The 18,025-nt window shown below is 64.9% G+C and carries 14 protein-coding genes and 3 tRNA genes; 5 read left to right on the top strand and 12 right to left on the bottom strand.

The features are described 5' to 3' along the window. Nucleotides 1-299: 299 nt before the first annotated feature. The 3 genes from clpX to tig all read right to left on the bottom strand — a co-directional run bounded on the left by clpX (nucleotide 300) and on the right by tig (nucleotide 3,991). On the bottom strand, nucleotides 300-1,670 hold the full coding sequence (gene clpX, locus C1878_RS12610; RefSeq protein ID WP_114601977.1) for an ATP-dependent Clp protease ATP-binding subunit ClpX: 1,371 nt from the start codon (nucleotides 1,668-1,670) through the stop codon (nucleotides 300-302). A 6-nt stretch (nucleotides 1,671-1,676) separates the two neighbouring features. Then, complete coding sequence (locus C1878_RS12605) at nucleotides 1,677-2,312, bottom strand: ATP-dependent Clp protease proteolytic subunit (protein ID WP_080143346.1); 636 nt, start codon at nucleotides 2,310-2,312, stop codon at nucleotides 1,677-1,679. 170 nt (nucleotides 2,313-2,482) lie between these two features. Next, nucleotides 2,483-3,991: a trigger factor gene (tig, locus tag C1878_RS12600; RefSeq protein WP_241963733.1), complete on the bottom strand. Its 1,509-nt coding sequence runs from the start codon at nucleotides 3,989-3,991 to the stop codon at nucleotides 2,483-2,485. 337 nt (nucleotides 3,992-4,328) lie between these two features. Between tig and C1878_RS12595 the strand changes: the two genes are divergently transcribed. Further along, complete coding sequence (locus C1878_RS12595) at nucleotides 4,329-4,688, top strand: hypothetical protein (RefSeq protein WP_114601975.1); 360 nt, start codon at nucleotides 4,329-4,331, stop codon at nucleotides 4,686-4,688. A 21-nt stretch (nucleotides 4,689-4,709) separates the two neighbouring features. Then, nucleotides 4,710-5,918 carry a carboxylate--amine ligase gene (locus tag C1878_RS12590; protein WP_147272944.1) on the top strand — a complete coding sequence of 403 codons (1,209 nt, stop codon included), beginning with the start codon at nucleotides 4,710-4,712 and terminating at the stop codon, nucleotides 5,916-5,918. Between the two features lie 466 nt (nucleotides 5,919-6,384). On the opposite strand, the gene C1878_RS12585 is transcribed toward C1878_RS12590, so the two are convergent. From C1878_RS12585 to C1878_RS12570, 4 genes are all read right to left on the bottom strand, one after another. Then, the gene (locus tag C1878_RS12585) at nucleotides 6,385-7,704 is read right to left on the bottom strand and encodes a (Fe-S)-binding protein (RefSeq protein ID WP_114601973.1); all 1,320 of its coding nucleotides are present in this window, start codon (nucleotides 7,702-7,704) and stop codon (nucleotides 6,385-6,387) included. A 174-nt stretch (nucleotides 7,705-7,878) separates the two neighbouring features. Continuing rightward, nucleotides 7,879-8,871, bottom strand: coding sequence for a helix-turn-helix transcriptional regulator (locus C1878_RS12580; protein ID WP_114601972.1), 993 nt, complete (start codon nucleotides 8,869-8,871; stop codon nucleotides 7,879-7,881). A 91-nt stretch (nucleotides 8,872-8,962) separates the two neighbouring features. Beyond that, entirely contained in the window at nucleotides 8,963-10,651 is a 1,689-nt protein-coding gene (locus C1878_RS12575; protein WP_114601971.1) for an ABC transporter ATP-binding protein, read from the bottom strand. A gap of 240 nt (nucleotides 10,652-10,891) precedes the next feature. Continuing rightward, a tRNA-Leu gene (locus C1878_RS12570) sits at nucleotides 10,892-10,976 on the bottom strand. 120 nt (nucleotides 10,977-11,096) lie between these two features. Here C1878_RS12570 and sstT point away from each other — a divergent pair. Beyond that, nucleotides 11,097-12,353, top strand: coding sequence for a serine/threonine transporter SstT (gene sstT / locus C1878_RS12565; RefSeq protein ID WP_114601970.1), 1,257 nt, complete (start codon nucleotides 11,097-11,099; stop codon nucleotides 12,351-12,353). Between the two features lie 18 nt (nucleotides 12,354-12,371). Here sstT and C1878_RS12560 read toward each other — a convergent pair whose 3' ends face one another. Continuing rightward, a complete protein-coding gene (locus C1878_RS12560; protein WP_114601969.1) occupies nucleotides 12,372-12,947 on the bottom strand; it encodes a DUF4230 domain-containing protein in 576 nt (191 codons plus the stop codon). 318 nt (nucleotides 12,948-13,265) lie between these two features. Then, nucleotides 13,266-15,083, bottom strand: coding sequence for an NYN domain-containing protein (locus tag C1878_RS12555; protein ID WP_114601968.1), 1,818 nt, complete (start codon nucleotides 15,081-15,083; stop codon nucleotides 13,266-13,268). Nucleotides 15,084-15,331: 248 nt separating this feature from the next. Between C1878_RS12555 and C1878_RS12550 the strand changes: the two genes are divergently transcribed. Further along, nucleotides 15,332-15,408, top strand: a tRNA-His gene (locus tag C1878_RS12550). Between the two features lie 89 nt (nucleotides 15,409-15,497). Further along, nucleotides 15,498-15,573: transfer RNA gene (locus C1878_RS12545), tRNA-Lys, on the top strand. Nucleotides 15,574-15,628: 55 nt separating this feature from the next. Here the strand turns inward: C1878_RS12545 and C1878_RS12540 are convergent. From C1878_RS12540 to C1878_RS16770, 3 genes are all read right to left on the bottom strand, one after another. Then, nucleotides 15,629-16,096 (bottom strand): hypothetical protein, encoded by a 468-nt coding sequence (locus C1878_RS12540; protein ID WP_114601967.1) that lies wholly within the window; start codon nucleotides 16,094-16,096, stop codon nucleotides 15,629-15,631. 56 nt (nucleotides 16,097-16,152) lie between these two features. Beyond that, nucleotides 16,153-17,319 carry a phosphoglycerate dehydrogenase gene (locus tag C1878_RS12535; protein ID WP_114601966.1) on the bottom strand — a complete coding sequence of 389 codons (1,167 nt, stop codon included), beginning with the start codon at nucleotides 17,317-17,319 and terminating at the stop codon, nucleotides 16,153-16,155. A 526-nt stretch (nucleotides 17,320-17,845) separates the two neighbouring features. After that, a partial coding sequence (locus C1878_RS16770) for a hypothetical protein (protein WP_206749707.1) occupies nucleotides 17,846-18,025 on the bottom strand: 180 nt, incomplete at its 5' end.

The following is an 18,025-nucleotide window of genomic DNA, read 5'->3' as shown; positions in this document are numbered from 1 at the left end:
GCTCCCTCTCCTCACCACTGTCATCCTGAGCGAGCGGAGCATTCGACAGTCCGGCGGACTGTCGAACTCCCGAGCACGCGGAGCGGGCGCAGGGAGGCCCCGCGAAGCGGGGACGAAGGATCCCGAATGGCGTCAGCCGTGAATCTTCCTGCTATCGCCGCACGGGATCCTTCGACTCCGGCCTTCGGCCTCCGCTCAGGATGACAACCTATCTCGCATCGCTTCTCGCTCAGGATTGACAACCTATTCCCTCGCTTGAGGCGACAACCTTACCCGCTCGCCTCAGGCGACGGCCTATCCTACGCGCTCTTCTCCACCGCTTCCGCCACCGGCTCGATGGCCGGCTTCGTCTCGCCCGTGATGTCGCTCGCGCGCACCGTCACGGTGGTGGCGCCCTCGTGCTCGGGCAGGTCGTACATCACGTCCATGAGCACGCGCTCGCAGATGGAGCGCAAACCGCGCGCGCCCGTGCCGTGCTCCACGGCCTCGTGGGCGATGGCCGTGAGCGCCTCGGGCTCGAACGCGAGCGCGGAGTCCTCGAAGTCGAACATCTTCGTGTACTGCTTCACCAGCGCGTTCTTCGGCTCGGTGAGGATGCGCACGAGGTCTTCCTCCGAAAGCTCGTTGAGCGACGTGACCACGGGGATGCGGCCCACGAACTCGGGGATCATGCCGTACTTGTTCAGGTCCTCCGGCAGCACCTGGGCCAGAAGCTCGGCCTCGGCGTGCTTCTTGCTCTCGGGCATCTCGGCGTTGAAGCCCAGGCCGCTCTTGCCCACGCGCTCGGCGACGATGTCGGAGAGCCCGACGAACGCGCCGCCCAGGATGAACAGGATGTTCGTGGTGTCGATGTGCAGAAGCTCCTGCTGCGGGTGCTTGCGGCCGCCCTGCGGCGGAACGCTCGCCTCCGTGCCCTCGACGATCTTCAGCAGCGCCTGCTGCACGCCCTCGCCCGACACGTCGCGCGTGATGGACAGGTTCTCGGCCTTGCGGGCCACCTTGTCGATCTCGTCGATGTAGATGATGCCGATCTCGGCGCGCGGGATGTCGAAGTCGGCCGCCGTCATGAGCTTGAGCAGGATGTTCTCCACGTCCTCGCCCACGTAGCCCGCCTCGGTGAGCGTGGTGGCGTCGGCGATGGCGAAGGGCACCTTCAGCGTGCGCGCGAGCGTCTGCGCCAAAAGCGTCTTGCCGGAGCCCGTGGGGCCCAAGAGCATGATGTTGCTCTTGGCCAGCTCGACGTCGCCCTCGGCGGCGTCGGCCCCCAGGCTGATGCGCTTGTAGTGGTTGTACACGGCCACGGACAGCGCGCGCTTGGCCGCCTCCTGGCCCACCACGTGCTCGGACAGCTCGCCGTAGAGCTCGTGGGGCGTGGGCAGGTCGGCCAGCACGTCCTCGGGCGCGGGCTCGGCTTCGGCCACGTAGGGCTCGCCGGCGCGCTTGGCATGGCGGCCCTGAGGCTCGGGCTCCATCTGCGCCGCCGCCTCGGGCGGCACGGAGAGCCCCAGGTCGCGCATCATGGCGTCGGCGCACACGGAGATGCACTCGTCGCAGATGTAGATGCCGTTGGGACCGGAGATCATCGCGGCCACCTCGTGCGGATGCTTGCCGCAGAAGGCGCACGAGATGTCGTCCCGGCCCGAGAATTCCTCGTGAATGTCGTTCGTCATAGCGGGTTATTCGCTCTTCTTCTCTTCGGTGCCCGCGGCGGTCGCGCGCGACGTGGTGATGCGGTCGACCAGACCGTACGCCAGCGCCTCCTCGGCGGTCATGTAGTTGTCGCGCTCGGTGTCGGCCTGGATGGTCTCGAGCGTTTGGCCCGTGTTGTCCGCCAGGATCTTGTTCAGGCGGTTGCGGGTCTTCAGCATGAAGTCGGCCACGATGGCGATCTCGGTCTGCTGGCCCTGCGCGCCGCCGGACGGCTGGTGGATGAGCACCATGGAGTTCGGCAGGCACATGCGCTTGCCCTTGGCGCCGTTGGACAGCAGCACGGCGGCCATGGAGGCGCACTCGCCCAGGCAGATGGTCGACACGTCGCACTTGATGAAGTCCATCGTGTCGAGGATGGCCAGGCCCGCCGTGACGGAGCCGCCCGGCGAGTTGATGTAGAGGGAGATGTCCTTCTCGGGGTCGGCGCTCTCCAGGTGCAGCAGCTGCGCCACCACGGAGTTCGCCACGTTGTCGTCGATCTGCTCGCCCAGGAAGATCACGCGGTCGTTCAACAGGCGCGAGTAGATGTCGTAGCTGCGCTCGCCGCGGGGGGACTGCTCGATGACGTAGGGGATCAATGCTGCTTTGGTATCGTAACTCATAGCTTGTTGCCTCGCTTTCGCTCGCGGCCCATCGGGGCCGCACAGAATCGTCTTATGCCATAGTGATGTACGCTTCGCCGCCATGCAAGGCCAGGCTACCGTTTCGTTACCCTTCGGCGAGACGAACGGGACGCGCCCCGAGGGGCGCGTCCCGCCTGCCGCGCGCGGCGCTATTCGGCGTCCGCGGCCTTCTCGGCTTCGGCGGCCTCGTCCTTCTTGGCCTTCTTCGGGGCGGCCTTCTTGGCCGGCTTCTTCTCGGTTGCCTCGGGCTCGGCCGCGGCGTCCGCCTTGGCCTCGTCCTTCTTCGCGGTCTTCTTGGCCGCGGCCTTCTTGGCGGGCTTCTTCTTCTCGTCGGACGCCTTGCCCGGCTCGATCTCGGTCACGACGGCCTTCTCCATGACGTCCTGAGCGGCCCTCGTGCGGGCGATGCCGTTCTTCACCATGTGGAGCTGGCCGTTCTTGCGCCACTCCTCCTGGAGCTTCTTCGGATCCTCCACGCCGCTCTTCACGAACTCCTCGGCCACGTCCTCGTCGGTGACCTCCATGCCGAAGTGGCGGGCCCACGCGTCGAGCGCGAGGTCCTGCTTCGTCATGTCGGCCGCCTGGGCCTTAACGTCGTCCTTGAACTGGTCGGGTTTGATGCCCTGCTGCGCGAGGTAGGCGTCGAAGCTCATGCCCTGGCGCTGCAGCTGCTGGAAGAAGTCCTGCAGAAGGCTGGTCTCGGCCTCTTCGCACATGGCCTCGGGCGCTTCGCCCTGCAGGCGGTCGGCCAGCTGGGACAGGCACTGGTTCTCCTTGATGCGGGGCAGCACGTCGGCCTTCTGCTCCGCGATGGACTCGGCCACGCGGTTGCGCAGGTCGGCCACGTCCTCGAAGCCGAGCGTGTCCTTGGCCCACTCGTCGGTGACCTCGGGCAGCGCCTTGTTCTTGACGGAGACGACCTCGACCTCGAAGTTGATCTTGGTCGTCTTGCCCATGAGGGGCTGCGTCATGACGGTCGGCTCGGCCGGCACGTCGATGGAGAACTCCTTCTTCTGGCCCTTCTTCATGCCCACGAGCTCGGCGTCGAACTCGGCCGGGAACAGGCCCGTGCCCAAGCCGTACAGGCGCGACGGCGTGTTCATGGAGGCGATGTCCTCGCCGGCGTCGTCGGTGGCCTTGATGGAGAGGTCCAGGTAGCTGTCCTCTTTGACCTTCGTGGCCGCCGCGGCGTCCTCGTAGTCGTAGTAGTGCTCGCGCAGCTGGTCGATCTGGTCGTCGATCTCCGCGTCGCTCACGCCTTCGGCGGGCATCTCGATCTCCACCGGCTCGTAGCTCGAAAGCTCCAGCTCCGGCTTCACCTCGACCTCGAGCGAGTACTCGAAGGGCTTGCCGGCCTCCACGAGGCCCATGTTCTCGTCGAACGCCGGCTTCGCGACGGGGTACAGGTTGCTGCCGTCGATGGCGAGGGGATAGGTTTCGTTCACCACGTCGTCGGTCACCGCAGCGGGAACCGCGGCGGCGCCCAGCGCGTTGTCGATGATCGGGCGCGGGGCCTTGCCGGCACGGAACCCGGGGAAGTTGTACTTGTGCGCGAAGTCCTTGTAGGTCTTCTTGATGCGGGCGTCGATATCCTTGGCATCGACGGTAACGGTCACTTTGACGCGGTTATCCTGCAATGCCTCAACTTTTGTTTCCACGTAACTATCCTCCATCATTTCCTGTCAATCGCCTCGCGGCGGCGTGCGGCGCGCCCGGCGGGTGCCCCCTTGGGGCGCTCATCCGCATCGGTTTTCGCAAGCGATCCGATTCGCGCTCTGAGCACACCGAAACGGAATTATCGCACATATGGAACGGTTGAGGAAGCAGGTTCACGAAGAACCGACGAAACGCGCGGACGAGTCAAGCCGAGTCAAGCCGCAGGCGGGCCCTGTAACGCAGCGTTGACTGATCTCCGGGTATTCTCCATACCGCGCATCCGTGCCGAACGAGTATCATGGAAGCTTACATGAAGTATCATCGATCGAGAGGCGGCGCGTGTCCATCGTTTTGAACATACCCCAGGAACGCGAGCTGGCGCGGCTCATCGACTACGAGCGGGCGACGTGCAGCGTCGACGGCGAACTCGTGTACCGCTGCGCCTTCCCCTACCGCCCCGACGACGAGCTGCAGGCCGAGCTCATCGACTGCGGCGCGTTGGCCGCGAAGGCCGAGGGCAAGCGCGGGACCATCGTGGTCATCACGTCGGACGGCTACTCCTTCTTCCTCGAGCGAAACCGCGCCGAACGCGAGCGCAAGCGCCGCGAGAAGCGCGACGCCCGCCTCATCGGCCTTTCGGCCTTCTTCGCCGCCCTCTGCGTGGTCGTCGGGTTCTTGCTGGGCAGGTTCGCGGCGTAAATGCCGGCGGCGGTCGGGAACATGCCGCGCAAGAAAATCCTTTTGACCGAGGGCTCCAGCCTCACCGCGCGCGAAACGCTCACCGCGCTCGCGTCGTGCGGCTACGAGGTGCACGTGCTCACCTGCGCCCGGCTCCCCCTTTGCCGATTCAGCCGGTGGAGAAGCAAGACCGTGCGCACGGTCGACGCGAACGAGCAGCCCCTCGCCTATCTGCGGCACGTCGCGCGCCTCGTGGAGGACGAGGGCTATGCGGCCGTGCTGCCCACCCACGAGCAGGCTTGGCTCTTGGCCGAGGGAGCGAGCCTGCTGCCCGCGGAAGCGCCCGTCGCGATCGCATCGGCCGAGGCCTTCCGCCGCGCTCAGAGCAAGGTGGGCTTCGCGGAGCTTTCGGACGAGCTTGGCCTGCCCCAACCCGCTTGGCGGCTTCTTGACGAGGAGGGCGCCCGCCTTCTCTTCCCCTTCTGGGTGAAGGCCGAGTTCGGCACTGCCGGCCGGTCGACGCGCCGCGTGGCCGACGAGGCGCAGATACGGGCCGCCGCGGCCGAGCTCTCGTCGGGCGGCGGCCGTCTGATGGCGCAGGAAGAGGCTCCGGGGAGCTACGGCCAGGTCGCGGGATTGTTCGACCACGGCCGCCTCGCAGCCGTGCACACGACCGTGCAGACGGGCGTGGGCGCCGGGAACTCGGCCGCCGCCCGCAGAAGCGTCGACTTCCCCGAAACCCGCCGGCATATCGAGGCCGTGGGCGAGCGCCTGCGCTGGCACGGACCCCTCACGCTGGACTTCCTGCACGTAGACGGGCATCCGCGCTACCTGGAATGCAACCCGCGCATGGTGGAGCCCGGCAACGCGGCGGCCGCCGGCGTGAACTTCCCCGCCCTGCTCGTCGAGCTGTCGTCGAAAGGCCGCCTGAACGGCGGTTTGCGCGTGGGCGCGGCCGGCGTCGAAACGCGCAGCCTGCAGGCGCTGCTGCTGGGCGCGGCGGAGTCGTCGGGCACGAGGCGCGCCGTGCTGCGGACGCTGCGCCGCTACGCGGGCGGCAAGGGCGGGGCCGAGGTGCTGACGCCCGTGCGCGCCGACCCGCCGAGCCTGGTGCCGCTCGCCGTGGTGCTGGCGCGCCTGCTGGCCGACCCGCGCAGCATGGCCGGCATCGCGGCCGGAGCCGTGCGCGACTACAGCGTGCGGCCGGACGCGATCGAGAAGCTGCGTGCCGTCATCGCCGAAGGCGCGTGAGCGAGCGCACAACCGGCCCATGAAACGGCCGTCCCTTCACGCATGCGGCCCCTCCGACGCATACCAAGAATGACATGCCCTCGCACAGCTATTAACCGCGTTCTGGCGCTCCGCGAACCCGAGCGGCCAAATTCAATTCTGGTTTGATCGGCGAAAACGATCTTCCACTGTCGAACCGCCATCGGCGTACCCCGCGTCGCACCTGATGGCGGCCTGGCGCCCGCAGAGGCGAACGGGCATGCGTCGATCGCGATTTTGTCGACGCGGAAACGACTTTGAAAGCACGAAAATCACCGCTGTGAAGCGTTCCTCGTGCATTTCGAGGGCGTGTGCGCTTCTTTCGGAATACTCCCGAATGCGCCATCAGGCGTTTCTTACGCCAGCTTTGCCCGTACAGCTTCACAGCGGTGATTTTCGTGCATCTGGAAGCCAAGTGCGTGCAATTTGCCGCATGTCGCGTTCTTCGCTATGCGAAGAACGTCTGGGTGAGCCAGGGGCCGTACTCGCCTTCCCACATGCCGCCCAGCTGGGCGAACACCTGGGGCCAGTCGATGGTCTGGCCGAACAGCAGCTCGAGGTAATGGCGGTTGCCGATGCCGCGCTCGGGATCCGCGCCCAAGCAAGCTTGCGCGACCGTGTAGGTGCAGGTGGGGCATGCGGTTACGAGCGTCGCGGCGCCGGTTTTGCGCGCCTCGTCTATCACGCGCCACACGCGCCGCTGCGTGACGTCGTCGTCGTAGGACGCCACGGCCCCGCCCGCGCCGCAGCAGAGCGTGCCCTTGCGGTGGTGGTCCAGCTCCAAGCGCTCCGTTTCGGGCAGATTGCATGCCACGAGCGCGCGTATGGCGGCGCCGTGGCGGCCGTCCGCGCGGTCGTGGCACGAGTCGAAGAACGTGACGCTGGCCTCGGGAAGCGGCGAGAAGCCCGCGGGCTTTCCTGCCCGCTCGAGCGCGCGGCTCTTCTTCAGCAGCAGCTCCGGCAGGGGCACGATGTCCACCTCGTCGCCCATGAGCTCCGCGAACTCCTCGCCGCAACCGGGGCAGACCGTCACCACGCGCGTGATACCCGCCGCGCGGATCTGGCCGAGGATGCGCTGGCGCAGCGCCGCCGCGCGGTCGAACAGCCCCGCGCTCATGAGCGGGCTGCCGCAGCAGTCGTCGGAGAGCGCCCAGGCCACCCCGGCGTCGGTGAGCCAGCGGCCCACCGCGCGGGTAAGCTCGGGCGCGTAGCTCACGAGCGAGCAGCCGGGGAAGAAGAGCGTGTCCACCGTGCCGGGGCCCAGCTCGGCCGCCTGAGCGAGCGAGGTGAACTCCGGGTAGCCGATGCCATAGATGGCGCGGTAGGCGCTGAAGATGTTCCATTCGTTGTCCACCATCACGAGCTTCGAGTCGTCCGGCGGCATGAGCCCGGCGCGCATGAACAGCACGCGCCAGTCGCGCATGCGCTCGGGCGCCAGCAGGTGATGCTGGCAGGTGGCCGTGCAGTACCCGCAGAAGCAGCAGCGGCGCAGCGCGTGGTAGAGTTCGGGGCGCTCTTGCACGACGCGCAGCACCGCGTCGGGCTGGTCGTCGAAGGGCAGCGCGACAACGGCGCGGTAGCCCTCCTCCACGAGGCCCATGTCGAGCGCCGGCTCTTTCAGCACCTCGCAGCGCAGCGTGCAGCGCTTGCAATGGGAGCAGGTGAGCTTCTTGTTCGCCCACGCGGCCAGCATGTCGAGCTTGGCCGAATCCAAGCCGGCTATCTGCGCCAGGTCTTCCTTCGAAAGCTTTTCCGGTCTCGTCTGCATGCGGGCTCCCCCCTCTGATCCGCCGTCCAGTTTAGCGCAATGCGCCTTGAACGAGGCGAGAATCAGGCAAGGACGCGCATTTTGCACAGCGCGCGGCGCGCGAAAGGCAGCATGCGCTCAAACACCCCGGATGCGAGCGTGGACAACTTCAACGGATCGCATCGGACGAACGGCCTAATGAACCAGCAAATCGCTCGCGCCTTCGAGAAATCTCCCTATTCCGTCTTTCGCAAGATGGTAATACACTTTTCCGTCGCGTTTCTCGATATCAACGAAGCCCGCGGCGAGCAGGTTGTTCATGTGGTGGGAGGTCGTGGCAGGGGTCAGCGCGACTCGCTCGGCAATCTCGAGGTTGTAAAGGCTCCCCTCCTTGAGCGCTAGGAGGATCGATATCTTGCTCGAATCGCTCAACGCCTTTGCCCCGATCAGCAGCTCGGCCTTCGTGAAACCCGGCTCCTCCTCGTTCGTCAGGCGGTCGACGAGCAAGCCGTAGAGGCACGTCCTCTCCGCAATGAAGACGACGAGCGGCTCGGCCAGAGTCGGCACTATCTCGGTTTCCGCATCGATCTTCCGCGACAGCTTCATGAAGCTTGTCGGCTGCTCTTCCTTCGAACGCATATCGAACCGGTCCAAAAGGATGTCCGCTTCGGGTTTGACTTTCGCATAGGCGTGCTCGAAGGCGGGGAGGTTGTCCTGCACCGCTTGGGCTACCAGCTCGATGCGCTGTTTCGGCTGCTGGAGCAGCGCCATGATCTGCCACTTCGCCCGGTCGGAGAAATCTCCGGATTCCAGCATATCGACGATGCTCTTCCCGTCGTGCCCATCTTCTTCGCTGAGAACGTCCCTGACCGTCTGGGATGCCGTTTCGTCATCTATCTCGTCGGCGGGATCGAGCCATTCGGGATGGCGCAGGAAAACAGCTGCGTACAAGAGCAGCGTCGTTTCGTCGCAGCCGTCAAACAACTTCACCCCGGCCGACGGGACGATCTTCTTTTGGAACGCTGCGTAATACCGCTCGATCACCTGAAAGTTCGCACGGTAGAACGCGGCGCCCTCGACCCCGAAGCCGTCCAACGCCTCGATTGCCCGCTTCTCATCCTGTACGTCCCAGTCCTTGTTCGCAAGAAGGAACAGCGTTTCGAAGTTGGGGTTCACGCGATAGTCCATGCCGGGTTTCCTTCTCCTTTGCACGCGCTCGGTTCGCAAGCGCCTTCGCGCGGTTGCCCCTTGGGCTCAGACGCTCGCGGTCTCGCCTTTTTTACGCGCCCTCGATATGCTGGAAAGATGCGAAACCGCCCTGTTTCTCGATAAGGAGATCATAGCTTCCGACCTCTTCGATCCTCCCCTGCTCCATATATAACACAGCATCGTAGCGCCTCAAAAGATCCGGCGCCAGATTATGCGTGATGGTGATGATGCTCAAATCGTCTATGCCCAGCAAGGCCGTTTCGATGTCGTAGGCGGTGCGAGAGTCGACGGCGCTCGTGCCTTCGTCGAGAACGAGGATCGGCTTGCGTTCTATAAGCGCCCGCGCAACCGCGACTCGCTGGCGCTGGCCGCCCGAAAGGCCGATGCCGTTCTCGCCGACACGAGTCTCAAGGCCGCTCTCGGTTTGGGCGAGAAAGCGGTCGACCCCGCTGATGCTCAAAGCCCTCTCCCACTCGTCTTCGCGGTAGTCGCGATGGAGGTCGATGTTCTCCTTGATCGTTTCGTCGAACATGTACACGTCTTGATGGATGACGGACACCAAGGCGAGCAGCTTGTCGACGTCCAGCGACCGCAGCTCTTTTCCGTCGACGCTGATGGATCCGGCATAGGAACCGTATCCGGCGCTCAAAAGCTTGATGAGAGTGGTCTTTCCGCAGCCGCTGCCTCCGACGAGGGCGTACTTCTTCCCCTTCTCGAACACCACGTTGCAATCGTCCAGCACCGAACGACCGGGCAGATAGCCGAACCCGACGCCCTCGAATTCGATCCGATGCTCGAAAACGGGCTCGACGGACCCCTGGAACGCGGAAGGCTGGTCGGTGCTCAATTCGCGTATGCGATCGAGCACCGGCTTCGCTCCTTGGATCTTCGGGGCGTTCTGCATGATGACGGCGACTGGCTGGACAAGGCAGCCCGAAAGCTGGAGGATCGCCAAAAGCGCGCCCGCCGCCATCTGCCCTTGCAGCACGAAATAGGCCGTCACCAGCATGATGCCGAGCTGTGAGCCCACGCCGAGCATCTGGGAAAGGCCCTCGCTGCAGGCCACCAGGCGCTCCACTTCGTACTTGCGATCAGCAAGCTCGTCGTTTTGGCGCGCGAAATCCTTCTTCGTCCGATCGGACAAGCGAAACGAGCGGATGACCTCGTAGCCCGCGAATTGGTCCTTGAGTTTCGAAGTGAACAGGGAAAGACCCTTCGAGTAGGCGTCTTGCCGCGCTCCGAGAGGCCTGCCCAGACTCGAAGGCAGCAGGTACATCGCCGCCAGGCTCACGATCATCAGTCCACCGATCAGGGGATTGTAGACGAACAAAGCGACCATGGCCATCGCGAAGACGAGAAAGCTTTGAATCGCCTGCAGGAACGGCACGATGACGTTCTCCTCGACGATCTTCACGTCGTTCGTGAGCGCCGAGAGGTAATCGGCGGTATTGGTTTGCCGGTAGCGCTCCGTGTCGCGAGAGAAGATGCCTCGATGCAAACCGGCTCTGACGTCTTGAACCGTGCGCACGGTCAGTTTCTTGTCTGCAAGGCTGCTCGCGGTCATCGCCACCGTCACCAGGGCGACGTACCCGATCGTCACCGCGATCATTTCGTTGAAGAGCGCCCAATCGCCGCCTATCGCGGCGTTCAGTATGCGCTCGAGCACGAACGCCACGCCGATGGTGAGCGCCGACAAAAGGACGTTCAGGGTTACGGCCGCTGCGAAAAGGGGCTTGTGGTTCTTGAACAAAGCTAGCATGGTTCCTCCAATATTAGATATATTTCTAATATTGGAAACAATATCATATTCATCTAATTCTTACCAGGGATCGATTCGTGAAGCGATACGGGAAGCAGAAACCCAACGTCTTTCAATCATGCAAGCGGTACCGAGCCCTGAGCACGCTCGAAGCGTGAAACCGAAGCGAGGTGGCTCGCAAAAGAGGGGTTGCACTGAAATATCAAAGGACCCTTCCGGGTCCTTTGAAGAATCGCTATGTGGTGCGGGCGAAAGGACTTGAACCTTCACACCTTTCGGTACCAGAACCTAAATCTGGCGCGTCTGCCAATTCCGCCACGCCCGCACGCCGTGCGCCGATTTCGCGCAGCGAACATGATAGCAGAAGTTGACGGCTTGCGGCCGAGACCGAAAGCTCTGCTATCATAGGCGCCCGAACCGGACGGAACCAAACCAAGGAGCGAACGTGAACTTCAAGACGCTTGCGCGCAAGTACAACGACATTAGCCTCATCAAGCGCATCGTGGCGGGCCTCGTCGTGGGCGCGGTGCTGGGCATCGCCCTGCCCGGAGTAGAGGTCGTGGGCCTTCTGGGCACGCTGTTCGTGTCGGCGCTGAAGGCTGTGGCGCCCGTCTTGGTGTTCTTCCTCGTCATCAGCGCGCTCACGAACGCGAAGGCCGCCGGATCCATGAAAACCGTCGTGGTGCTGTACGTGGTGAGCACGTTCGTAGCGGCGCTCGTGGCCGTGGTAGCCAGCTACCTGTTCCCCACCGAGCTGACGCTTGCGGCACCCGCAGCCGAGCAAAGCTCGCCCTCGGGCATCGGCGAGGTGCTGGGCACGTTGGTCATGAACATGGTGGCGAATCCGGTGGACGCGCTCGCGAACGCGAACTATCTGGGCATACTCGTGTGGGCCGTGGTGCTGGGCATCGCGCTGCGCGCGGCGAGCGGCACCGTGAAAGACGTGTTCACCAGCGTGTCGAACGCGGTGTCCACCGTGGTGCGCTGGGTCATCGCGCTCGCTCCCTTCGGCGTTCTGGGCCTCGTGTACACCACCGTGTCCGAGAACGGGCTGGACATCTTCGCCGAGTACGGTCGGCTCATCCTCGTGCTCGTGGGCTGCATGCTGTTCATCGCGTTCGTCTCGAACCCGCTCATCGTGTTCGCGAGCGTGCGCAGGAACCCCTACCCGCTCGTGCTGCGCTGCCTGAAGGACAGCGGCATCACGGCGTTCTTCACACGCAGCTCTGCGGCGAACATCCCCGTGAACATGGAGCTTTGCCGCAAGCTCGGCCTGGACAAGGACAACTACTCGGTGTCCATCCCGCTGGGCGCCACCATCAACATGGCGGGCGCGGCCGTCACCATCACCGTCATGGCCATGGCGGCCGCCCACACGCTCGGCGTGGCGGTGAACCCGGTAACCGCCGTGATTCTGAGCGCGCTCGCCGCCGCGTCCGCGTGCGGGGCCTCGGGGGTGGCGGGGGGATCGCTCCTGCTCATACCGCTGGCATGCTCGCTGTTCGGCATCGGCAACGACGTGGCCATGCAGGTGGTGGCCATCGGCTTCATCATCGGCGTGGTGCAGGACTCGTGCGAGACGGCGCTGAACTCGTCGTCCGACGTGCTGTTCACCGCAACGGCGGAGTACCGCGCATGGCGGCGCGAGGGCCGGGACTTCAGGTTGGGCCGCGACGCGTTCAGCGAGGACGAGCTGGCGTAGCGACCGCCTGGAGCCGCCTTACGCGTCCACGATCTGCAGCGTGTAGGCGTTGTCGCCCACGGTGAACGGGTGCAGCAGGTTCTCCACGAGGGTGCGCGCCTGCTCGTTGGCCTGCTCGATCATGCCGGTTTGGTTGACCCGCTCCTCGGCGTCGGTCTGGGCCGTTTTGAGGGCCTCGGCCGTGTCCTGCTTGTTCTCCCAGTTGAACAGCGCGAACGCCGAATCGTAGAACTCGATGGAGTTCGGGTCGATCTCGATGCCCAGAAGCTGCGCCTGCGGCAGGCGCACGGTGACGGTGCGGCCGCTCACGTCGACGGACGCCTGCGCCAAGTCGACGCCCGCGCGCACCTCGGCGTCGTAAACCATGGTGAAGCCCTTCTTGTTGATGAAGTCTATGTCGCCGTTCTCGTAGCGCACGAGGCCCCGGTACTCGAGCTTGGCGGTGGCCAGCTCGCTCGAGTTCGACAGCTGCTCTTGGATGGACGTGGTGGTGAGCTTGACGCTGGGCTCGAAGGCGCGCTGGAACGCGAGCGTGCCCACGACGCCGACGGCGACGAGCGCCACGGCCGCGACGAGCATGAGTATCTTCTTCATGGATGCATCCTTCTCGATGGAACGGGTGTCTCGACGGCAGGATACCATGGAAGGACGGACGCCTGCCGCCCGTCAACGAGCGGTTAAGGTTTCGCGGCCGCGCGAGACCGAAAGGTTAGGTCGAAAACCGTCCGAGAAGCCCCGACGAGGCCGATATGCCGACGATACGCGACCTTCCGAGGCCCATCCTCGCAGCGCCGCGACGAGCCTCGACGCTGCGCGCGGACCGTCCCGGATGGGCGCCGCGCGAGCACCGATGCTTCGTCGACGGTGCTCGCGCAGTTCAGGATTCCGTCAGCGCGCGGCGCGGAGAAACCCTTATTTGGACAAGCGGGCGTAGAACTGGCCGTCGCGCTCTTCCACGTCGATGCCCGCCATGTCGGCCAGATACGGGCGGAACTGGGCGTATCCCAAATCGCGTAGCTTGAACGTGCGGAACTTGCCGCGAACGCGCTTGCCGAGCGTGGCCAGCGCAATGCCGTCGGGCTCAGCGTCGGCCACCGTCTGGCGGATGAACGCCTCGGGGTCGGACGAAGCGGGCTCCGCCTTCGAAGGGGCCTTCGACGCTGCCGCGGACTGCTTCGACGAGGCCTTCGGGGATGACGGCTTGGAAGCCGCCTTCGAGGAGGGGCGCTTCGACGACGCCTTCCCCGCCGCCTTCGCGGGAGCGGACGGAGCCTCGGGGACCTGCGCGGGTTCCTCGGCAGGGGCCTCGGCCACCTTCGGAGCGGTCCGCGCGGCCTTGGCCTTCGCGGTCTTGGCCGCCGGCTTGCGCTTCGCCGGCGCGGCGGGCTTCTGCTCGACCGGCGTTTCCGCAGCCTGGTCGGCGGCGGGATTTTCCTGCTTCTCCGGCGCCTTCTCAACCGAGGCGACCTTGGCGGGCTTGCGGCTCTTCAGCGCGTCGGCCCAGGCGGCCGCCGCGCGCTTGCGGGCGGCGCGGCCGGGCCGGTTGTCGACGGGAGCCTCCTCGACGGGCTCGGACTCGGCGGGCTCGACCTGCGCGGCGGCAGGTTGCCGCTCCTCGGAGGCGGAAGCGTCAGGGGCCTCCTTCGCGACGGGCTCCTGCTCTGCAGAAGCCTTCGAGGAGTCTTTCTGCGCGGCGCGGCGAGCGGCCATGCGCGTCGAGCGGCGCGGCTTCTTCTCCGACGCTTCCGCGTCGGCGGCGGGAGCGTCCTTCTTGTCGGATGCGCTTTCGGATTCGGTCGCCTCGACGTCGGAAGGCGCGGAGTCGACCGGCGTCGCAGACGCGTCCTCGACGGGCTGCGCGTCGGACGCCTCCCCCTTCGGCGCCTGCGGCTCCTCGACCGGGGCGTCCGCACGCCCGGCCTCGCTGCCGTGCGCGGCGTCCTTGCCGCGGCCGTTCTTGCGCTCGCGATCGTCGCCGGCCAGCTCCACCGTGACCGAGCTGCCGTCCTTCGTGATCTGGACGCTTTGGAACTCGTCGAGCAGCTTCGACAGCAGGTTCGTGCCGTAGCTGCGCACGTCGAAGTCCGGATAGCGCTTCAGCAGGCGGCTGCCCACCTCGCCGAGGCCCGTGGACTTGCCGTTGTTCTGGTTGTCGGTGATGATGTTCACCACGGCCTGCTCGATCTCGTCCTTGCCGATGTTCGTGGTGCTGGCCGTCTGGGCGCTGACCGCGCCGACCTGGTCGCCGCGCCCCTTGACGCGGGCGCCCGTCTTCGAGCCGGACTCGCCCAGCAAAAGCTCGAGCGTGGTGAAGATGTCGCACGCCTTCCTGAACGGCACGGGCGTCTTCTTCTCGCCCATGCCGATGACCGTGAGGCCGCTCTCGCGGATGCGGCTGGCCAGGCGTGTGAAGTCGCTGTCGCTCGACACGATGCAGAAGCCCTCCACCGAACGCGTGTACAAGATGTCCATGGCGTCGATGATCATGGCCGAGTCGGTGGCGTTCTTGCCTTGGGTGTAGCCGAACTGCTGGATGGGCGTGATGGAGTTCTCCAGCAGCGCGTCCTTCCATTTGGCGTGGAGCGTGAGCGTCCAGTCGCCGTAGATGCGCTTGTAGGTGACGGTGCCGTACTTCGACAGCTCGTCGGTGATGGGCTTGATGTACTTCGCCGACACGTTGTCGGCGTCGATCAAGAGGGCGAATCGTTTTTCAGATGATTGCTTTTCCACGTGGTGCCGCTCCTCGATGATGGTGGTGATGGCGATCGCGCTCGCTTGCGCGACGCCGGGGCCTGCGTCGCGCTGCGGACGGGGCCGCAGCGCGATCCTGCGTCCGACCGTGAAAACACGACGTTCCGGGTGTCTATACTACTCGAAATAGGCCGATCAACGCCTAATTGCTTCAAGGCTGATACAATTTGTCCATAATCCTCTTGCGCTCGGCGGAGAAAATCCGTATACTTCCACCTTGCGCCTTGGTGGCTATAGTTCAGTTGGCTAGAACGCCAGATTGTGGCTCTGGAGGTCGTCGGTTCGAGTCCGATTAGCCACCCCAGCGCGCTTTTTGAAATTAGGGCTTGCAATCGCAAGTTGCATGCTTTAAGATAGCCCAGCGCTTTGAGCACTTTGACATATCTTTTCTTTGGACCGTTAGCTTAGTTGGTAGAGCAGGGGACTCTTAATCCCAAGGTCCGGGGTTCGAGTCCCCGACGGTCCACCATCGAAAACTTGCAGGCCAGCCGGCGAAACCGGCTGGCCTTTTTTTGTTTGCCAGACTACGCCTGCGAGCGTTCCAGCTTCACCGTGGTGGTGGTGCCCAACGCGGAGGCTTCGTAACTGAGCACGCCGTTGTCGTAGGAGAACTTCTTCGTGTCGTCCCCCGATGCGAGCATCGCCTTGCCGGTTTGCTCCTTGTCGTTCACGGAGTCCCATGTGTAGCTGTCCGCAGCGTCTTTCGGCGCCTCGTAGCTCCCGGCCCAGTAGAGCGACTTCGTGTCGCCGTCGTCGCCGACCCAGTCGATAGTGATGGTGTCCCCCTCGATGACGGCTTCCTGGTAGCTGTCCTCGGAATTCGAGTTGACCTGCTTCCACGTACCCGTCAGATCGAGCGGTTGCTTCTGCTCCTGCGCCGGCTGATCGCCCGCGCCCTGCGATTGCTCCCCGCCAGAGGAGCAGCCCGCGAGCGCGACGGCCAAAACCGCAGCGCATCCGAACGTCGCCGCTTTCTTTGCAATACCGTTCATATGCTTCTCCCTTCCATCAAAACCGGCATCGGATCAACCCGACGCCTTCCGAAACGCTAGCACACCACCCTCACGCGGCGGACGCCTTCGAGGGCCTCAAGCTTCGCCACAGCGGTGTCCGGGACGGGCTGATCGAGGTCGAGCATGGTGTAGGAGGTGTTTCCGCGGGACTTGTTGGTCATGTTCTCGATGTTGACGCCCTCCTCGCCGAACACGTCGGTGACGCGGCTGATCATGCTCGGGATGTTCTCGTGCATGACGGCGGCGCGGCTCATGCCCTCGGGGCAAGCCCCCATGTCGCACGCCGGGAAGTTCACGGAATTCCTGATGTTGCCGTTCTCCAGGTAGTCCATCATCTCCTGCGCGGCCATGGCGGCGCAGTTGTCCTCGGCCTCGGCGGTCGACGCGCCCAGGTGCGGCAGCACGATGGCGTGCTCCATCTTCATGACCTCGGGCGTGGCGAAGTCGGTGATGTAGGTGCCCACCTTGCCCGACGCCAGCGCCGAGGCCATGGCGGCGTTGTCCACGAGCGTGTCGCGCGAGAAGTTCAGCACCACGGCGCCGTCCTTCATGAGCGAGCAGGCGCGCCCGCCGATCATGCCGATGGTGCCCTCGACGGCCGGCACGTGGATGGTGAGGTAGTCGCAGGTGCGGAACAGGTCGTCCAGGTTCGTGACGTGGTGGACGGCGCTCGAGAGGCGCCAGGCCGCGCCCACCGACACGTAGGGGTCGTAGCCGTACACGTCCATGCCCAGCCCGACGGCCGCGTTGGACACCTCGGCGCCGATGGCGCCCAGACCGATGACGCCCAGCTTCTTGCCCAGTATCTCGCGCCCGGCGAACGCCTTCTTCGCCTTCTCGACCGCCTTGGCGATGTTCTCGTCGTCGGCGTGCTCGCGGCACCATGCGATGCCGTCAACGATGCCGCGGCTTCCCAGCAGAAGCGCGCACAGCACGATCTCCTTCACGGCGTTGGCGTTGGCGCCCGGCGTGTTGAACACGACGACGCCCTCCTCGGCGCAGCGGTCGAGGGGGATGTTGTTCACGCCCGCCCCCGCGCGCGCGATGGCCAGCAGCTCCTCGCCGAATTCCATGTCGTGCATGGCGGCGCTGCGCACCAGGATGGCGGACGCCTTCGCCGGGTCGTCGGTGAGCTCGTATGAGTCGGTGAGCAGATCGGTGCCGTGCGAGGAAATGTTGTTCAAGCAGTGGACGTAGCGCATGGTTCTTCTCCTTCTCGTGTATAAGGTGAGGCCGAGGGCTGCCGTCGCGCAGGAGGAACCGCGTCGTCGTTGCGTGGAAGCCGAGCCGCTTTAGCCTGCTGTAGCAGTATACTCCCTCCCCCACCCGCCGTGCGGCGAGACGGCGTCACCCGCGCGAACTCGCATGTGGGCGGAAGTCAGATGGAAACCACGTTGAATGACCTTGCACGTAAGCGGGGCGATTTTGCACAAAAACCCGCGACGTTTGACGCCTTCCCAGCCCATTCGATAGCAGGCTCGAAGCCCGCCAAAGCGAATCGCCAGTTCAGCGGAGTGAGGTCTTCCCAGCCGACACCCTCGGATCTTATCTAGGACGCTCGACCATCATACGTCGGCACTTTTTGTGCATCGGAGACGGAATCCGCCGTTAAACCGCCGTTGACGTAAGCCCTTTCGAGCCGCATGGCGCCCGATGGCGACCTGGCGCTCCGCAGAGGCGAACGGGCATGCCGAAGTGTGGGTTTAACGGCGGAGATCCGATCCGCTGTTAAACCACCATTGACATATAGCCGTACCTCTCCCCGACGGTCCACCTGTTTACGCAGCTCATGAACGGCCTAGGCTCGAGGTGGGTCAGGACCCGAGTGCAGACGTAGCGCCCCGACGCCTCGTGGGAGTAGAGCAGCTCCCTGCGGTCCCGCGCGCCGTTGCGGAACTGCTCGCGGTA

It is taken from the genome of Gordonibacter sp. 28C, from assembly GCF_003339845.1.
Taxonomy (GTDB): Bacteria; Actinomycetota; Coriobacteriia; order Coriobacteriales; family Eggerthellaceae; genus Gordonibacter.
The sequence above is the reverse complement of the archived record's forward strand: the minus strand, read 5'-3'. Positions and strand labels throughout refer to the sequence as shown.

What these genes read in the sequence shown, in the direction of transcription:
- clpX (WP_114601977.1), bottom strand. Translation starts at nt 1,670, where the DNA reads ATGACGAACGACATTCACGAGGAATTCTCGGGCCGGGACGACATCTCG.
- C1878_RS12605 (WP_080143346.1), bottom strand. Translation starts at nt 2,312, where the DNA reads ATGAGTTACGATACCAAAGCAGCATTGATCCCCTACGTCATCGAGCAG.
- C1878_RS12590 (WP_147272944.1), top strand. Translation starts at nt 4,710, where the DNA reads ATGCCGCGCAAGAAAATCCTTTTGACCGAGGGCTCCAGCCTCACCGCG.
- C1878_RS12585 (WP_114601973.1), bottom strand. Translation starts at nt 7,704, where the DNA reads ATGCAGACGAGACCGGAAAAGCTTTCGAAGGAAGACCTGGCGCAGATA.
- C1878_RS12580 (WP_114601972.1), bottom strand. Translation starts at nt 8,871, where the DNA reads ATGGACTATCGCGTGAACCCCAACTTCGAAACGCTGTTCCTTCTTGCG.
- C1878_RS12575 (WP_114601971.1), bottom strand. Translation starts at nt 10,651, where the DNA reads ATGCTAGCTTTGTTCAAGAACCACAAGCCCCTTTTCGCAGCGGCCGTA.
- C1878_RS12560 (WP_114601969.1), bottom strand. Translation starts at nt 12,947, where the DNA reads ATGAAGAAGATACTCATGCTCGTCGCGGCCGTGGCGCTCGTCGCCGTC.
- C1878_RS12540 (WP_114601967.1), bottom strand. Translation starts at nt 16,096, where the DNA reads ATGAACGGTATTGCAAAGAAAGCGGCGACGTTCGGATGCGCTGCGGTT.
- C1878_RS12535 (WP_114601966.1), bottom strand. Translation starts at nt 17,319, where the DNA reads ATGCGCTACGTCCACTGCTTGAACAACATTTCCTCGCACGGCACCGAT.